The sequence below is a fragment of the Caulobacter sp. 17J80-11 genome (assembly GCF_014349105.1).
Taxonomy (GTDB): Bacteria; Pseudomonadota; Alphaproteobacteria; order Caulobacterales; family Caulobacteraceae; genus 17J80-11.
Window position 1 is genome coordinate 35114 of sequence record NZ_JACSJI010000017.1, and the last position, 15929, is coordinate 51042.

Genomic DNA, 15929 nt, shown 5'->3' on the forward strand with positions numbered 1-15929 from the left:
ACGGCCATGGCGAAAAGCAAGGACGGCCAGACGATCTGGTTCCAGCGTTGGATGCTGATCGGTCTGATGCCTGTCAGCCTGACAGGGTACCTCCTGGTGATCGTCGGGGTCGGTGCCGCGTTCGGGTTCGCCCGGCTCGGGGACTGGCTGAGCGGCAAGGGGCACGACTTGGCGGGTCTGGCGTATTTGGCCGCCTTCCTCGTGCCGGCTGCGGTCGTCCTGTTGGGCTATCGCCATTCCGCGCGGCAGACCCCGTACTGACGCGCCAGTTCGCGCGCCCGGCGAGGGCGGCGGAGCGATCCGCCGCCCTTTCGCGTTTCAGGCGAATTGGAAAAACAAACGGCGGGCTGGAGAACCAGCCCGCCGAAGTCGCATCATCGAGAATAAGGCGCGGAGACGGCAGACCGGCAGGGCGCCGGTCTCAAGTCGGGGGGGGCGTCGCCGCCTCCGCAGCCAAAGAACGTGGAGCCCCCCGTCGAAGTTCCGGCGACCTTTGTTTTTTGTGAGACCCTCGAGCGCCGCCGCGCCTGCGGAACGGCCAATCCCTTGAAGCGTTGAGAGAAAGCTCGGCGCCAGCGCGCCGGAAAAGATCCGTTTCAGGGAGCGCGTACCCATGGCTGACCTCGATCCCCATTCGCGGGCGGCGCAGGCGGTCCACGAACATCGGCCGGTGGAGGCGCAGTACGTGCGCCAGGGCCGGCGCGGCACGCGGATCGTGTGGGTGCTGGCCATCTCGCTGGCCCTGGCGGCGCTGGCCACCTTCGGCTTCTGGGCGGCCCGCTCGCCCGACCTTCGGGCCACTGAACCCACCCCCGCCCAGGAGCGCGGCGTGGCCCGCGCCTGGGCCGAGCCGGCCCCGGCGGCCCGCCAGACCCCCGAGCCGGGCGAGAGCCCGGCGCCCGACGGCCAGCCTCGCTAAACCGGCGGCTGGCCGCGGAAGGCCCGCACGGCGAAGCCGACCACCAGCAGCACCAGGAAGACCACGAACAGAATCTTGGCGATCGCCGCCGCCAGACCGGCGAGGGCGAAGAAGCCCAGCGCTCCGCAGACCAGCGCCAAAACCACGAAGATCAAAGCCCAACCGAGCATGCGCGCCTCCGAACCGAAAACGGCCGGCCCGCGCGAGGTGGGCCGGCCGTCGGATTCAACGCGCGAACGGGCGTTCGGCTCAGCCCCCTGCTCAGGCGACCTCGCGGGCCCGGGCCGGGTGGAAGAACAGCGCCTGGCCGATCGCCGCCTTCACCGTCTCCGGCTGGAAGGGTTTGGTGATCAGGAAGGTCGGCTCCGGCCGCTCGCCGGTCAGCAGGCGTTCCGGGAAGGCGGTGATGAAGATCACCGGCACGTCGTAGCGCTTGAGGATGTCGCGCACCGCGTCGATGCCGGAGGAGCCGTCGGCCAGCTGGATGTCGGCCAGCACGAGGCCGGGACGCTTGCGCGCCACCGCGTCGACCGCCTCGTCGTGGGTGGCGGCGACGTCGACCACCGTGTGGCCGAGCTCCTTGACCAGCGCCTCGATGTCGGCGGCGATCACCGGCTCGTCCTCGATGATCAGCACGTCTGTGGCCAGCTCCTGGTCGATCTCGGCCTGGGCGCTGGCGATCAGCCGCTCCACCTCGTCGACGTCGGTCTCCAGGATCTGCGCCGCCTCGGACGGGGTGAATCCTTCAAGCGCGGTCAAAAGGAAGGCTTGGCGCGAGCGCGGCGCGATGGCCAGCAGCCGGCGCGCCGGATCGTCGGACCCGCCGCCCAGCTGGGCCGGCTCGGCGTCCTCGAGCTGCGCCCCGCTGGAGCACCAGATGGCGTGGAACACGTGATACAGCGCGACGCGCGGGGTCATGTGGGCTTCCAGCACCCGCTCGCCGGCGGCCAGCGCCTCGAGCGCGACGCGCACGTAGTTGTCTCCGGTGGCCTGATCGCCCGTCAGGGCGCGCGCGTAGCGACGCACGTAGGGCAGGTGCGGCGCCAGTCTCGCCAGAAGACCCATGATTTGATTTCCCCGACACTGAATCCAAAAAGACGCATCCGAAAGGACGCACGGGCGCACAACGCCTCGAGATACGCGCGCGCTGTCGATCACAACGCGTGACGGACGGCGCAGGTTCCTCGACGGAGTTCGCACACCAGCGCTATATTGGGGGAAACCCGGAACCGGGTCGAGCGGACCGCGTTTGAGGGCGATGGAAAGTTCCAAGTCGGCGCTCGCCTCGGCGCGGCGCGCGAGCGAGGCCATGATCGATCAGAACACCGCAGCGAAGAACCGGCACCGGGTGGAAGAGGATCCCTCGTCGGACGAGGCGCGCCTGCGCCAACAGGCCATCGGCGTAAAGCTGCGCCAGATGTTCGACGAGGTCGTCAGCGAACCGGAGCCGGACGAGTTCCTGGAAATTCTCCGGCGTGCCGACGCACGCGACCAGGAGAGCGGCGCATGACGGCGCACGCCGCCGCTTCGGCGGACGACGAGGGCTTCAAGCGCGAACTCGTCGGCCTGATCCCGCACCTGCGGGCGTTCGCGCGCACCCTGTGCGGCGACGCGGCCTCGGCCGACGACCTGGCCCAGGACGCCATGCTGAAGGCTTGGGACGCGCGCTCCAGCTTCCAGATGGGCACCAACATGAAGGCCTGGACCTTCATGATCCTGCGCAACCAGTTCTACTCGGAAAAGCGCCGGTCCTGGCGCCAGTCGCAGCTGGACCAGGAGCAGGCCGAACGCACCCTGGTGGCGGCCGACGATCCGGAGGCGCCGGTGGCGCTGGACGAACTGCGTCTGGCGCTCCGCAGCCTGCCCGACGAGCAGCGCGAAGCGCTGGTGCTCGTGGGCGCCGGGGGCTTCGCCTACGAGGAAGCGGCCGAGATCTGTAACTGCGCGGTCGGCACGGTGAAGAGCCGGGTCAGCCGCGCTCGGCGCGCCCTGCAGGCGGCGCTGGAATCCGGAGCCTACGAACGCGACGGCGCGCCCGCGGGGGACGCCATGGGCGCGATCCTCGCCGACGCGGAGCGTCTGAGCGGCGTGCGGTAAGTCTGTGGGCCACGCCCCGACAGCGGCGGGCCCGCCGCGCTTCCAGACCATCCGTTTCCGTCTGGCGGCCGCCCTCGCGGCCGCCCTCTTGCCGATTTTGGCGCTCAGCGTGCTGCAGTCCGCCACCGCCTTCCGCCGCGAGGCCGAGCATCAGCGCACCGACCTGGCGCTCGGCGCCGAACGCGCGGCGGCGACGGCGCGGGCGCGGCTGGAGAGCGCGGTGGTCATGCTGGAGACCCTACGGCCGGAGTCGGTCGGTCTCTACTGCGTCCCACGCCTGCGCAACCTGGTCGACCGGCTGCAGGGCTACGAGGCCCTGGTGCGCTTCAGCGCCACCGGTCGGGTGGTCTGCGCCAGCGGCTCGGTGCCGTTCGAGAGCGCCGCGGTCGGCGGCGACTGGTTCGACCGGCTGAAGGCGGGCGAGCGCATGGTCGTCACCCGCGCTCCGCCGGGCGTATTCTCCCAGCAAGCGGCGGTGCTGACCGCGGTGCGGGCCGAGCGTCCGCTGGGCGCCTTCGACGGCGCCTTCGTCGCGGTGATCCCCCTGTCCAGCCTGCGCCCGACCGCGGCCGAGCGCGCCCTGCCCAACGGGGCCGAGGTGGCCGTGACCGACGACCGCGGCCGGCTGCTGACCTCGACCGATCCGCGCGCCTTCGGAAACCTGGAGACCGGCTGGACCCGCAAGGCGTTGAAGGAAGGCTCGGCCCTGTTCCACGCCAAGGACGCCGAGGGCCGCAACCGCGTCTTCGCCGGCGCCCCGCTGGCCGGCCAGGACGTGTTCGTGCTGCTGTCCGCCCCCACCCAGGGGCTGCTGTCCTGGGCCCGGCTGAACCCGATCATGACGCTGATCATGCCGCTGTTCGCCTGGGGCCTGGCGCTGGTGGCCGTGCTGAGCGTCACCGAACGGGTGGTGATCCGCTGGCTGGGCTATCTGGAGCGGATCGCCTCGATCTACGCCAAGGGACGCTACAGCGTACGTCCCCTGCAGGCGCGCAACGCGCCCTGGGAGATCCGCAACCTGGCCACCACCCTGGACCAGATGGCCGAGGCGATCGACGCGCGCGACGTGGCGCTGCGCGACAACCTCGCCCACAAGGACGCGCTGATGCGCGAGATCCACCACCGGGTGAAGAACAACCTGCAGGTCATCTCCTCGCTGCTGAACATGCAGCAGCGGGCCCTGACCGACCCGGGCGCGCGCGCGGCCATGAGCGACACCCGCCAGCGGATCACGGCCTTGGCCCTGATCTACCGCGCGCTCTACCTCAGCCCCGACCTCAAGCGGGTCGACGTGCGCCTTTTCCTGGAGGAGCTGATCGCCCAGCTGGTGGCCGGCGACGCCCCGCGCGGGCCGCTGGTGCGCACCGAGCTGGAGGCCGACGCGCTGGTGATCGATCCCGACAAGCTGGCCCCGCTGGCCCTGTGGGCGGTCGAAGCCATCACCAACGCCCAGAAGCACGCCTTCGCCGGCCGCGGCGGCACCTTGCGCGTGCGCTTCAAGGTCGACGGGGCGGAGAGCCGGCTGGAGGTCGAGGACGACGGCCCGGGCGCCGGCGAGGACGCGGTCGGCCAGGGCGTCGGCCGCACCCTGATGAACGCCTTCGCCCGCCAGCTGCGGGGCCGGGTCGAGATCGGCCCGGCGCTCGGCCACGGCGTTGTCGCCCGCCTGGTCTTTCCGACCCCCGAAGCGGCCGCGCCGGAAGGGCAAACCCGTGTGCGTCAAGGCTCAGCGGGGAACCAGGCTGCGGCCTGAGCGTTCCCCGCGCGCAATCGGGAGGTACCGGATATGCGTAAGTTGATCGTGCTTCTGGCCGCCGCCGCCGCCCTGTCCGTATCGGCGTGCAACACCATGGCCGGCGTGGGCAAGGACACCAAGGCCGCCGGCCAGGCGATCGAGAACAGCGCCGACGACGTCAAGAACTGACGGCCGTTCGCCTTTCGTGCGTCGAATGAGATGAACCCCGCCGGCCGCCGGCGGGGCTTCGTCTTATGCGGCTGCAGGCGCCCGCGTTGCCTCCCCCCGGGGCCGTGGTAAAGCTTGGCAAAACCGGGGGGTTACATGAGCGTTCAGGATCCGGCCAAGACCCGCGAACCGGGCCTGGTCACGGTCGTCGCCGCGTCGGCGGCCGGCACCGCCTTCGAGTGGTACGACTTCTTCATCTTCGGCTCGCTGGCGGCGGTGATCGCCAAGCACTTCTACACCGGGGTGAGCGAGGCGACCGGCTTCATCCTGGCGCTGGCCACCTTTGCGGTCGGCTTCTTCGTGCGGCCGCTGGGGGCGCTGGTCTTCGGCCACATCGGCGACCGCAAGGGCCGCAAGGGCGCGTTCCTGGTGACCATCTCGCTGATGGGCGTCGCGACCTTCGCCATCGGCTTCCTGCCGACCTACGAGCAGATCGGCATGGCCGCACCGCTGGCGCTGATCGCGCTGCGCGTGCTGCAGGGCTTCGCGCTCGGCGGCGAATACGGCGGCGCGGCCATCTACGTAGCCGAGCACGCGCCGGTGAAGAAGCGCGGCGGCCTGACCGGCTGGATCCAGACCTCGGCCGCTCTGGGGCTGATCGGGGCGCTGGTGGTGATCCTGATCACCCGCAAGACGCTCGGCGAGGAGGCCTTCCAGGCCTGGGGCTGGCGCATCCCGTTCTGGGTCTCGATGGGCCTGCTGCTGATCTCGCTGTGGATGCGCGTGAAGCTCGGCGAGAGCCCCGCCTTCAAGAAACTCGAGGCCGAAGAGGGCGCTGTCGCCCGGGCCCCGTTCGCCGAAAGCTTCCTGCGCTGGCGCAACCTGCGCCTGGTGCTGATCGTGCTGTTCGGCATCATGATGGCGCAGGGCGCCGTCTGGTACGCCGCCTTCTTCTACAGCCAGTTCTTCCTGGAGAAGGTGCTGAAGGTCGAGGCCGCCACGGTCAACGAGCTGATGATCGCCGCGACCCTGGCCAGCGCCGTGCTCTACGTCTTCTTCGGCTGGCTGTCGGACAAGATCGGGCGCAAGCCGGTGATGCTGTTCGGCATGATCCTGGCCACCGTGGCCTTCTTCCCCGCCTTCAAGGCGATCACCGCCGCGGCCAACCCGGCCCTGGCCGAGGCCCAGGCCCAGGCGCCGGTGGTGGTGCACGCCGACCCGGCGACCTGCTCGGTGCAGTTCGACCCGGTCGGCAAGGCCGTGTTCGCCTCCTCCTGCGACATCGCCAAGAGCGTGCTGACCAACGCCGGCGTGTCCTATTCGAACGCCCCCCTCGCCCCGGGCGAGACCGCCAGCGTCTCGGTCGGCGATCGCATGGTGCTGTCGCGCGAGGGCGGGGGCCTGGACGGCGCCGCCCTGAAGGCGCTGAAGGCCGAGGTCGAGGTCGACATCCGCTCGGCCCTGGCCGAGGCCGGCTATCCCGAGAAGGCGGATCCGGCGCGGATCGACTTCCAGCGGCTGTTCGCCCTGATGATGATCTTCGTGGTGGCGGCCACCGCGCTCTACGGCCCGCAGGCGGCCGCCCTGGTCGAGCTGTTCCCGACCCGGATCCGCTACACGGCCATGAGCCTGCCCTACAACATCGGCACCGGCTGGTTCGGCGGCTTCCTGCCGGCGGCCGCCTTCGCCATGGTGGCGGCCTCGGGCAACATCTATTTCGGCCTCTGGTACCCGGTGGCGATCACCGCCGTGGCCGTGCTGGTCAACATCGCCTTCCTGCCCGAGACCAAGGGCCGGGACCTGGACAGGATCGAGACGTAGAATCCTTCTCCCTCAAGGGGAGAAGGATCACCGCTCACCCCCTCACCCGCACCTTGGCCCGCGCTTCGCGGCCTTCGGCGTCCACCACGCTGAGGCTGTAGAAGCCCGGCGACGGCGGGGTCCAGACCACCCGGCCGGAAACCGGCTCGGGCTCCAGCGCCTGGCCTTCGACGTACCAGCGCAGGCCTTCGCCCCGCGCCGCCAGGACAAAGCCGCGATCGGCGGCCATCTGCACGGTCGAGCCGTCCGGCGGGAAGATCAGCGACGGGCCGGCGCCGGTCGCCTGCAGGGTCTTGAGCGCCTTGGGCGCGCCGCGGGGCGCGATCGGCGAGGGCGCGCGCGAGGGCGCCGAGATGGCGTCGAACACGTCGAACAGCAGGGGGGCGGCCGCGTCCCGGCCGGTCAGGCCGCCGCGCGCGCCGCCGTCCGCCCGCCCGGTCCATACCGCCACCACATAGCCGCCGGCCGTGCCGACCGCGACGGCGTCGCGGAAGCCGTAGGAGGTCCCGGTCTTGTAGGCCACCCGCGGCCCGCGCGAAAGCAGAGGGCCGGGCGTACGCCCGACCGGCGTCGGCGTCTCACGCAGAATGTCCAGGACCTGGCGCGCCGCGTCGGCCCGCACCAGCCGCCGCCCGCCCTGCCCCGGCCGGCGCGCAGCATCGTCCATGGTCCAGGCCAGCGGCTTGGCGACCCCGTCGTCGGCCAGGGCCGAGTACAGCACCGCCAGATCCTGCAAGGTGATCCCCGCCCCGCCCAGCGCCAGCGCCAGACCGGCGCCGCGGGTCTGCACCTTCGGGCGGACCAGGCGCACCCCGGCGTTCTCGAGCCTCGCCTGGAACACCTCCGGCCCGATCTTGTCGAGGGTGGAGACGGCCGGGACGTTCAGCGAATTGGTCAGGGCCTCGCGCACGGTGACCTCGCCGTGGAAGGCGTGGTCGAAGTTCTCCGGCTGGTAGTCGCCGAAGCGCAGCGCCGCGTCCTGCAGCTTGGTGTCCGGGGCGGCCAGGCCCTCGTCGAAGGCCAGCGCATAGACGAACGGCTTCAGGGCGGAGCCGGGCGAACGCAGCGCGCGGGTCATGTCGACCCAGCCGCCCGGGCGGTCCAGCCCCGCCGAACCGACGGCGGCGCGCACGGCGCGGGTCTTCACCTCGATGACCACCACCGCGGTCGAGGTCTGCGGCCCCTGCTGGGCGACGGCCTCGCGGGCGAGCTCCTCCAGCCTGGCCTGCAGGCCGGCGTCGAGCGTGGTGTGGACCGTGGCCTGGGCGCGCGGTGCGTTTGCGGCCAGCCGCCCGGCCGCATGCCAGGCCAGACCCGGGAAGGCGGCGCGCGCCTCGGGCAAGGGTTCGGCGCCCGCCTCGTCGGCGGCCTGCGCCGACAGCACGCCGGCGTCGACCATCTTGGCCAGCACCGCGGCGCGCGCCCGGCGGGCCGCCTGCGGGCGGCGATCGGGCCGGCGGGCCTCCGGGGCCTGGGGCAGGGCGATGAGCAGGGCCTGCTCGCCGGCGGTCAGGCTCTCCGGCTCGTGGCCGAAGTAGGACAGCGAGGCCGCGCGCACCCCCTCCAGATTGCCGCCGTAGGGGGCCAGCGTCAGGTACAGCGCCAGGATCTCGTCCTTGGAGAGGCGCGTCTCCAGCTGCACGGCCCGGATCGCCTCGATCACCTTGGACACGAGGGTGCGCGGGCGCGGCTCCAGCAGGCGCGCGGTCTGCATGGTGATGGTCGAGCCGCCCGACACCACGCCGCCTGCCGCGGCGTTGCCGGCCGCCGCCCGGACCACCGCCAGCGGATCGACGCCCAGGTGCAGGCGGAAGCGCGCGTCCTCGACCGCCGTCAGCCGCTTCAGGAAGGTCGGGTCGGTCCGCTTCAGGTCGGCGCGCACCCGCCAGCGGCCGTCCTCCACCGGCAGGGCCCGCAGCCACGCGCCGTTGCGGTCCAGCGCCACCGGCGAGGATCGCTGCGCGCGTCCCATGTCCGGGGCGAAGACGGCGTCCAGCGCGAGGACCGCGGTCTCCGCCGCCAGCAGGGCGCAAAGGCCCAGCGTCAGGCGGCGGATCAGGTTCGGACGGTTCATTAGCCCTCATCCTGAGCTTGTCGAAGGACGAGGGCGTCGCACGACGTTTGAGGCTGGGATCGCTTCAGGTTGGAGAGCCGCACGATCTCATCGTAATCGCCACGAATGAGCGCTTCCTTCTTAGCGCGCGTCCAGCCCTTCGGTCGCCGTTCGCATGCGATCGCGTCGGTGACGTAGGCGAACTCCTCGGCCCCCACGATTTCGACCGGCCGCCGCCCCCGCATTCGCCCTCACGCGACCTCAGCCCCCCGCGCCGATCGCCGTGCGGCCGCCCGAGGTGCGGGCGAACACGGAGGCCCGGTACATGTCGCGTGCTTCGGCGCCGGGCAGGTAGAAGTTCCCCGGCGTCACCGCGCGGGCGACGTAGGCCACCGCGAACGGCTCGCTGCCGGGCAGGCTCATGGCGGCGACATAGCGGTCGTCGCGCATCTCCTGGGCGTTGGCGCTGGAGAGCTCGCCCAGGAACTTGAACGGCCCGTCCTTGGCGTCTTCCGGCGACAGCACGGTCTCGATCTCGAAGCCGGCCGGGAGGGCGTCGTCGATCACCAGCGGCACGGCGCGGCCCTGGCCGTTCTTGCCCGAGACACGGATCACCACCCGGTCGCCCTGGGCCAGGGTCGACGGATCGACGCTCGCGCCCTGCATGGTGAAGAAGCTCTTCTGCAGGGTGATGCCGGCGTTGATCGCGCCGGGCGCCTGGGCGGGCGCGCCGCGCACGGTGACGGTCCGCCACAGGGCGCCCGAGCCGCGGTTGGTGAAGCGGGCGTCGGCCAGCTTGCCCACGCTCCAGCGCTGGGCGCCGCCGGCGGCGGTCAGCTGGGTGACGCCGGCAGCCTCGATGCGCATGACGCCGGCGGCGCGGACCATGTAGTGGGCCGCCTGCAGCAGGCGGGCCTGCTCCTGGGTGTTGAGCGCGTCGGGATCTTTCACCGCCCCGTCCAGCCGCTTCTGCAGGTCGCGGGCGAGGTCCTTCTCGCCGGCCTCGTAGGCCAGGGCGACGACCCCGGCCAGGTCGCGCAGCGGCGACTGATACCAGTCGTCCGGCGCGCGATAGCCCAGCGAGGACACCGCCTGCTTGAAGGCCGAGCGGGCGCGGGCCCTGTCGCCCATCATGGCCAGGCCGGCGCCGATCTGGGCGCGCGCCAGCGGCGAGCGCTCGGACTTGAACTGCACGTCATGCCACCAGCGCAGGCGGGCCAGGTCGCCCTTGCCGCCCTTGGCCATGACGTACAGCGCATAGGCCGAGGCCTGGGAGCGCATGCGCTTGGTGGCGTCGCGCGAGGCGTCCTCGTTGCCCGCCCACCAGGTCGGATACTCGGTCCGGTACGAGATCGGCGCCCAGCCCTCGGGGCGGGAGATCTGGCGCATGGCCGACAGCGCCTTGTCCAGCGCCGCCTGAGGCACCGGCGCGCCGCGGTTCTTGGCCTCCACCAGGAAGTCGGTGGCGAAGGCGCCCAGCCAGGCGTCCGCCTCGCCGTCGCCGGCGCGCCAGAGGCCGAACGCCCCGTCGGCCGACTGGCGGTCCAGCAGGCGTCCGACCGCCTGGCTCAGCAGCGGGTCGGCGCGCGCGGCGGTCTTGCCGTCGGCGGTGGCCTGGGTCGCGTACAGCCACGGATAGGCGGCCGAGACGATCTGCTCGGTGCAGCCGTAGGGATAGCGCGACAGGCCGGCCGCGATCGGGGCCGGGTCGAAACCGCGGAAGGGCGAGTAGGACACCTGCAGGCTGGCCGAGCCGGGCTGGTAGCCGGCCAGCAGGGCCGCCGCCGGGGTCCAGGCCTCGCCCGGCTTCTGCAGCTCGCTGGTCACCTTCGTCTCCGAGCCCCAGCCCGGGCGGGTCTCCAGGCCGTAGGTGCGCCCGTACTGGAAGCCCTGGCCGGAGACGTCGAAGGTGACGCCGCCGACGCCGGCGCGGGCCGGGGCGGCGACCTCCACCCGTTCCACCGCGCGCTGGCCCACCAGCAGCTGATAGGCCTTCTGGAAGTTGACCAGTATGCCCTTGGCGCCGCGGATCATCGCCGAATAGACGCCCGGCTTGCCCTCGACGTTGTGCAGCTCCAGCGTCGCCCAGGCCCGGTCGCCGGGGGCCAGGAAGCGCGGCAGGGCCAGTTCGGCCACCACCGGCTCGCGCACGGTCATCTTTTCATCGGCCGAGCCCACCGCCTCGTCGGTCCAGGCCACGGCCATCAGGCGCAGCTCGCCGTTGAAGTCGGCGGCCGGCAGCACGACCTTGGCCGTGCCGTCCAGGCCGGTCTCGACCACGCCGGACCACAGGGCCACGGTCTTGATCGGGGTGGTGGTCAGGCCCTCGCCGCCGATCTCGTCGGCGCCGTAGTTGAGCGCGGCCGCCGCGCCCATGTTGGGGTCGATCAGCCGGCCGTAGTCGTCGCGATAGTCGACGCCGAGCGCCCGCTTGCCGAAGTACCACTTGGCCGGATCGGGGCTCTGGAACTTGGTCAGGTTGAGGATGCCCTGGTCGACGGCGGCCACGGTCACCCGCGCGCGCTGGCCGAACGGCAGGCCCTTCACCTTCACCGGCACGACCAGCTGGTCGCGGCCGCGCGCCTTCGCCGGCGCGCCGAGGTCGACGGCCAGCTTGCGGTGCTTCGGATCCAGCGAGACGTAGGTCAGGCCGATGGCCCGGCGCGGCTTCGGCGTCGCCACCGGGTCGCGCGGCTGCACCACGCTGACCAGCACGTAGGCCCCGCCGCCCCAGGCGGGCGAGGTCTTCAGCTTCACGCTGGTCCCGCCGGCCGGCACGTCGATGTTGCGCAGCTCCAGCACCCGGTCGGTCGCCACCGCCACCTGCGCCTGGCCGGCGTAGGGAGCCTTGATGTTGACCGTGACGGTGTCGCCCTGGGCGTGCGGCTTGGTCCCGGCGCTGACCCGGACCATGTCGGGGCTCTCGGCGTCCTTGGCGGGCGCGCCCCAGCCGGCGGCGAAGCGCACCACCGTGCGCGCGCCGCTGACCGGCTCTTCCAGCAGCAGGCGGTAGTCGCCGAAGTCGAGCCGGCGGCTCAGCTTGGCGGCGCCGCCCGCGCCGACGTCGATCTTGCCCGAGGCGACGACCACGTCGCGGCTGGTGCGCCGCCACTGCCAGCGGCCGTCCTGCTGGAACCAGTCGTAGTCCCAGTTCTCGGCCACCAGGGTCCAGCGCGTGCCGGGCGCGGCGACCCGCGTCCCGGCCGGATCGACGGCGATGACGTCCATGGTGACCGTCGGCGTGCCGCGCCAGTTGGCCTCGCCCGGGTCGACCTTCACGCCCAAGAATTTCTCGCGCTGGCGGATCTTCAGCTCGGCGCCCTCGCGCACCGGCCGGCCGCCCGGCTCGAACACCGAGGCGTTCAGCAGCGCCTTCAGCGGCTGGGCGGTGTCGCCCACGTCGGCGGCCTTGAACACCAGGGCCGCGTCGCCGCCGCCGTCGGTGACGGTCTCGCCCAGCTCCAGGAACTTCTCTTCAAAGGGCGCCTGCTCGTCGCCCCAGCGGAAGTCCTTGTAGGCCGGGAAGGGGTCGTAGTCGGGCTTCACCCGCGCGTCGCCCTGCACCTGCAGGCCCGCGCCCGGCGCGCCGTACAGGAAGCGGGCGTCGACGCCGATCTTGCGCTCCTCGTCGGCGGCGCGCAGCGGACGGCCTGCGTCGGCGGCCACGTCGACGGCCAGCCGCTGGGGCGCGAAGTCCTCGACCGAGAAGTTCAGCTTGCCGGCCGGCTCGTCCAGCCCCTCGATCTCGACCGTGGCGGTCCAGCGGCCGCGCGGCGCGCTCTTGGGGAGCACCACGTTGGCCGAGGCGAAGCCCTCGGCGGTCTTCTCGAACCGCCAGCGGAAGGCCTCAACGCCCGAGGGCCGCTTCACGATCAGCGAGCCCTTGCGATCCTTCACCGCCTTGGCCTCGCTGTCGCGCAGCAGGGCGACCAGGCGCACGGTCTCGCCGGGGCGGTACACGCCGCGGTCGGCGTAGACGTAGGCGTCGACCACGGACGAGGCGCTGCGCCCCGCGGTCAGGGACGCGGCGCCCTCGACGGGGCGGCCGCCCACGCCCTGGTTCGACAGGTCGACCGGCGCGCGGTCCAGGTCCATGGCCGTGAAGTCGGCGCCCGGCCCGTAGGCCATCACCATCTTGGCGGCCTCGTTCCCCTTGCCGTCCAGCAGGGCGCGCGCGAAGTGCACCCGGCCTTGCGCGTCGGAGCTGCCCTCGGCCAGGTCCTCGCCGTTGCGCGAGACCAGGGCCACGCGCACGCTGCCCATCGGCCGGGCCGACTTCAGCGAACGGACCACCACGTCCAGGCCCTCGCTGCCGCGGTAGGAGACCAGGGCCATGTCGGTGAACAGCACCCAGCGCCGGGCCTGGGCCGGCGGGTTGGGATCGTATTCGTCCTCGTCCTTCTTCAGGTCGCGGCCGCCCGAAGCGTCGCGCGCCTTGATGACGTAGGCGCCGGGCTTCATCTCCTTCAGCACCGCGCCCAGCGGGAAGACCGTGGTGGCGCGGCGCCCTTGCGGCGCGCGCACCGGGATCTCGCCCTTCCAGATCACCCGGCCTTCCTGGTCGGGGCTGTCGGAGCCCCAGTCGTCCGGATACTCGCCGTCGCCGGTCGGCGAGGGCGCGGCGATCTCGCGGCGCACCAGGTTGCGGTCCGGCACGCGCCAGACCTCGACCGCCAGCTTGGAGACGTTGACCGTCTCGATCGGCACGCCGTCGCTTTCCTCGCGCGGCAGGATCACGCCCTCGCCGGCGAAGCCCACGAACGGCGGCTTCTCGCCGAAGGTGAAGTCGACGTCGGCGTTGGCCGCCAGCTTGTCGTTCCCACGGCCCGGCAGGCCCTTCAGGAAGGTCACGCGCCGGTCGTAGAAGCCCAGGCCCGTGAGGCACAGCTCGGTGCCGCCCACCACCGTCACCGCCGGCGGACGCCCCGGATCGGGCGAGACCAGCACGAAGTCGCCGTAGGACTTTTTCGGGTCCAGCGGACGGCTGAACTCGACGCAGACGCGCGGGTCGGCGGTGGTTGTGTCGATGCGCTGGCGCCACACCGCGAAGCCGTCAGGCCGGCGCGAGGCGCGCGGGGCCTTGGCGTCACGCGGCTTGCCGAAGCCGCTGGCGAAGCCCGAGGCGGCCTTCAGCAGGCCGCCGTGATGGGCGGTCGCGCCCGAGCCCTGGAACGCCTTGGCGGTCAGGAAGCCGCCGCCGAAGCCGACGGCCAGCACCAGAACCGCGCCGATCACGAGCGGCCTGTTCTTGGACAACCACTCCATGACCCGTCCTCCAGCGCGGCGTGAGACCCGCGTTCCTCGACTCAAACCTTAACGATGTGGCAGCGTCAACAGCGCCGCTTCCCAAGGCGCTTTCCAGGCGAGCGGCGTTGCGCGCGGGCGCGCCGGAGCTTAGCGGTGTCGACGAGGGGTAACGGCGTTCAGTTGGCGGCGTGGAGGGGACGATGAGCGAGGTGGGACCGGGGCTGGCGCGCCAGATCCAGACCTACATGGACGGCCTGCAGGGCCGCCGTGCGGACGTTCCGTTCGACATGGCCGCGCTGGAAGCGCGCGCGAAGGAGGCGCTCACCCCCGAGGCCTGGGCCTACATCGCCGGCGGGGCGGGCTCCGAAGCCACCGAGCGCGCCAACCGCGCCGCCCTTGACCGCTGGAAGGTGGTGCCGCGCATGGCCCGCGATTGCGCGAGCCGCGACCTCACTGTGAAGCTGTTCGGACGCACCCTGCCCGCCCCGCTTTTGACCGCGCCGATCGGGGTGCTGTCGCTGGCCCACCCGGAGGCGGACCTGGCGGTGGCCCACGCCACCTCGGCGCTGGGCCTGCCGATGATCATCTCCAACCAGGCGTCGTTCCCGATGGAGCAGATCGCCGACTGCGCCGCGGGACCGAAGTGGTTCCAGCTGTACTGGGGCCGCTCGGACGAACTGGTCGCCTCGCTGGCCCGCCGGGCGGAGGCCTGCGGCTGCGAGGCCATCGTGGTGACGCTCGACACCACCATCCTGGGCTGGCGGGCGCGCGACCTTGATCACGGCCACCTGCCCTTCCTGCGCGGCCAGGGGATCGCCCAGTACACCTCCGATCCCGTCTTCCGCGCCATGCTGCCCGAACCGCCGGAGAAGAACCCGCAGGCCGCGGCCGTGATGTTCACCCAGGTCTATTCCGATCCCAGCCTCAGCTGGGAGAAGCTGAAGACCCTGCGCCGCCACACCCGCCTGCCGATCCTGGTGAAGGGCATCCAGCACCCCGAGGACGCGGCGCTGGCCGTCACCCACGGCTTCGACGGCATCGTCGTCTCCAACCACGGCGGCCGCCAGGTCGACGGCGCGGCAGGCTCGGCCGAGATGCTGGCCCTGTGCGCCGACCGGGTGGGCGGGCGCATCCCGGTGCTGTTCGACAGCGGCGTGCGCGGCGGCGCCGACGCCTTCAAGGCCCTGGCCATGGGCGCTGACGCGGTCTGCGTCGGCCGGCCCTACGTCTGGGGCCTGGCCGCGGCCGGCCGGGCCGGCGTGCAGGCGGTGCTGGCCAACATCCTGGCGGAGCTGGACCTCACCTTGGCCCTGGCGGGCCACAAGGCGACCGCCGGCCTGCGGCGCGACGCACTGATGGCGGGGTGAGGGGATGACGCGGCGCCGCTCAGCGGCGCTCCTCCTCCCCGATGTCCCGGTATTCCCGCGCGGCCGCCTTGCGGTGGGCGCGGCCCTGTCGCCGGATCATGACGTACGAGGCGACGAAACCGACGGCGCCGACCACCACCAGGGTGAGCGCGCGGCGAAGCCAGAAGACGTCGAAGAATGACCCCACCGCAAAGAAGATGGTCACGGTCACCGTGCAACCGACGACGCCGGAGATGAACGCGGTGTGGTGCGGCCTGGGCGCGTACGCCTCCGCGCGCGCCTCGGCCCTGTCCGTTCTCGATCCTTGCGGACCGCCGTGGGGCGCCCGGGGATCTTCGCCTTTCGGGTCCTGCGGCGGACGATCGATGCTCAAGGTCGGGCTCCATCCGGATCCGCGGCGCACGCGCCGGCAGGTCGGAAACGGCCCGGACGCGCGGGCGTTCAGCACGCCCCGCACGCGCGGCCTGGCGGAGATGGGGCACCTCACTGCTTGTGCTGCAAAGACGTCCCCTTTTAAGTGAA

13 protein-coding genes are annotated in these 15929 nt (G+C 72.1%); 8 read left to right on the top strand and 5 right to left on the bottom strand.

All coding sequences use genetic code 11. The annotated features are described in order from the left end of the window. The first annotated feature begins 6 nt into the window (after positions 1-6). Positions 7-261, top strand: coding sequence for a hypothetical protein (locus H8B08_RS15650; protein WP_187451129.1), 255 nt, complete (start codon positions 7-9; stop codon positions 259-261). 352 nt (positions 262-613) lie between these two features. Next, positions 614-919: a hypothetical protein gene (locus H8B08_RS15655; protein WP_187451130.1), complete on the top strand. Its 306-nt coding sequence runs from the start codon at positions 614-616 to the stop codon at positions 917-919. On the opposite strand, the gene H8B08_RS15660 is transcribed toward H8B08_RS15655, so the two are convergent. Both H8B08_RS15660 and H8B08_RS15665 read right to left on the bottom strand, forming a co-directional pair. Further along, on the bottom strand, positions 916-1089 hold the full coding sequence (locus H8B08_RS15660) for a DUF1328 family protein (RefSeq protein ID WP_187451131.1): 174 nt from the start codon (positions 1087-1089) through the stop codon (positions 916-918). The genes H8B08_RS15655 and H8B08_RS15660 overlap by 4 nt on opposite strands. 91 nt (positions 1090-1180) lie before the next feature. Beyond that, positions 1181-1984, bottom strand: coding sequence for a response regulator (locus H8B08_RS15665; protein ID WP_187451132.1), 804 nt, complete (start codon positions 1982-1984; stop codon positions 1181-1183). Between the two features lie 244 nt (positions 1985-2228). Here H8B08_RS15665 and H8B08_RS15670 point away from each other — a divergent pair, with 244 nt between their 5' ends. The 5 genes from H8B08_RS15670 (at position 2229) to H8B08_RS15690 (ending at position 6740) form a co-directional block, all read left to right on the top strand. Further along, positions 2229-2429, top strand: a complete 201-nt coding sequence (locus tag H8B08_RS15670; protein WP_187451133.1) for a NepR family anti-sigma factor — start codon at positions 2229-2231, stop codon at positions 2427-2429. Beyond that, complete coding sequence (locus H8B08_RS15675) at positions 2426-3016, top strand: sigma-70 family RNA polymerase sigma factor (RefSeq protein ID WP_163263216.1); 591 nt, start codon at positions 2426-2428, stop codon at positions 3014-3016. The genes H8B08_RS15670 and H8B08_RS15675 overlap by 4 nt, the downstream gene beginning before the upstream one ends. Positions 3017-3125: 109 nt before the next feature. Continuing rightward, entirely contained in the window at positions 3126-4769 is a 1644-nt protein-coding gene (locus tag H8B08_RS15680) for a sensor histidine kinase (protein WP_370545498.1), read from the top strand. Positions 4770-4802: 33 nt separating this feature from the next. Continuing rightward, entirely contained in the window at positions 4803-4940 is a 138-nt protein-coding gene (locus H8B08_RS15685; protein ID WP_187451134.1) for an entericidin A/B family lipoprotein, read from the top strand. Positions 4941-5075: 135 nt separating this feature from the next. Beyond that, a complete protein-coding gene (locus tag H8B08_RS15690; RefSeq protein ID WP_187451135.1) occupies positions 5076-6740 on the top strand; it encodes an MFS transporter in 1665 nt (554 codons plus the stop codon). Between the two features lie 34 nt (positions 6741-6774). Here H8B08_RS15690 and pbpC read toward each other — a convergent pair whose 3' ends face one another. Continuing rightward, on the bottom strand, positions 6775-8814 hold the full coding sequence (gene pbpC / locus H8B08_RS15695; protein ID WP_187451136.1) for a penicillin-binding protein 1C: 2040 nt from the start codon (positions 8812-8814) through the stop codon (positions 6775-6777). 240 nt (positions 8815-9054) lie between these two features. Further along, positions 9055-14058 (bottom strand): alpha-2-macroglobulin, encoded by a 5004-nt coding sequence (locus tag H8B08_RS15700; RefSeq protein ID WP_187451137.1) that lies wholly within the window; start codon positions 14056-14058, stop codon positions 9055-9057. 182 nt (positions 14059-14240) lie between these two features. On the opposite strand from H8B08_RS15700, the gene H8B08_RS15705 reads away from it, so the two are divergent. Continuing rightward, complete coding sequence (locus tag H8B08_RS15705) at positions 14241-15407, top strand: alpha-hydroxy-acid oxidizing protein (protein WP_187451138.1); 1167 nt, start codon at positions 14241-14243, stop codon at positions 15405-15407. A 19-nt stretch (positions 15408-15426) separates the two neighbouring features. On the opposite strand, the gene H8B08_RS15710 is transcribed toward H8B08_RS15705, so the two are convergent. Continuing rightward, on the bottom strand, positions 15427-15780 hold the full coding sequence (locus tag H8B08_RS15710) for a hypothetical protein (RefSeq protein WP_187451139.1): 354 nt from the start codon (positions 15778-15780) through the stop codon (positions 15427-15429). Positions 15781-15929 lie beyond the last annotated feature (149 nt).

What these genes read in the sequence shown, in the direction of transcription:
- H8B08_RS15650 (WP_187451129.1), top strand. Translation starts at nt 7, where the DNA reads ATGGCGAAAAGCAAGGACGGCCAGACGATCTGGTTCCAGCGTTGGATG.
- H8B08_RS15655 (WP_187451130.1), top strand. Translation starts at nt 614, where the DNA reads ATGGCTGACCTCGATCCCCATTCGCGGGCGGCGCAGGCGGTCCACGAA.
- H8B08_RS15660 (WP_187451131.1), bottom strand. Translation starts at nt 1,089, where the DNA reads ATGCTCGGTTGGGCTTTGATCTTCGTGGTTTTGGCGCTGGTCTGCGGA.
- H8B08_RS15665 (WP_187451132.1), bottom strand. Translation starts at nt 1,984, where the DNA reads ATGGGTCTTCTGGCGAGACTGGCGCCGCACCTGCCCTACGTGCGTCGC.
- H8B08_RS15670 (WP_187451133.1), top strand. Translation starts at nt 2,229, where the DNA reads ATGATCGATCAGAACACCGCAGCGAAGAACCGGCACCGGGTGGAAGAG.
- H8B08_RS15675 (WP_163263216.1), top strand. Translation starts at nt 2,426, where the DNA reads ATGACGGCGCACGCCGCCGCTTCGGCGGACGACGAGGGCTTCAAGCGC.
- H8B08_RS15685 (WP_187451134.1), top strand. Translation starts at nt 4,803, where the DNA reads ATGCGTAAGTTGATCGTGCTTCTGGCCGCCGCCGCCGCCCTGTCCGTA.
- H8B08_RS15690 (WP_187451135.1), top strand. Translation starts at nt 5,076, where the DNA reads ATGAGCGTTCAGGATCCGGCCAAGACCCGCGAACCGGGCCTGGTCACG.
- pbpC (WP_187451136.1), bottom strand. Translation starts at nt 8,814, where the DNA reads ATGAACCGTCCGAACCTGATCCGCCGCCTGACGCTGGGCCTTTGCGCC.
- H8B08_RS15700 (WP_187451137.1), bottom strand. Translation starts at nt 14,058, where the DNA reads ATGGAGTGGTTGTCCAAGAACAGGCCGCTCGTGATCGGCGCGGTTCTG.
- H8B08_RS15705 (WP_187451138.1), top strand. Translation starts at nt 14,241, where the DNA reads ATGAGCGAGGTGGGACCGGGGCTGGCGCGCCAGATCCAGACCTACATG.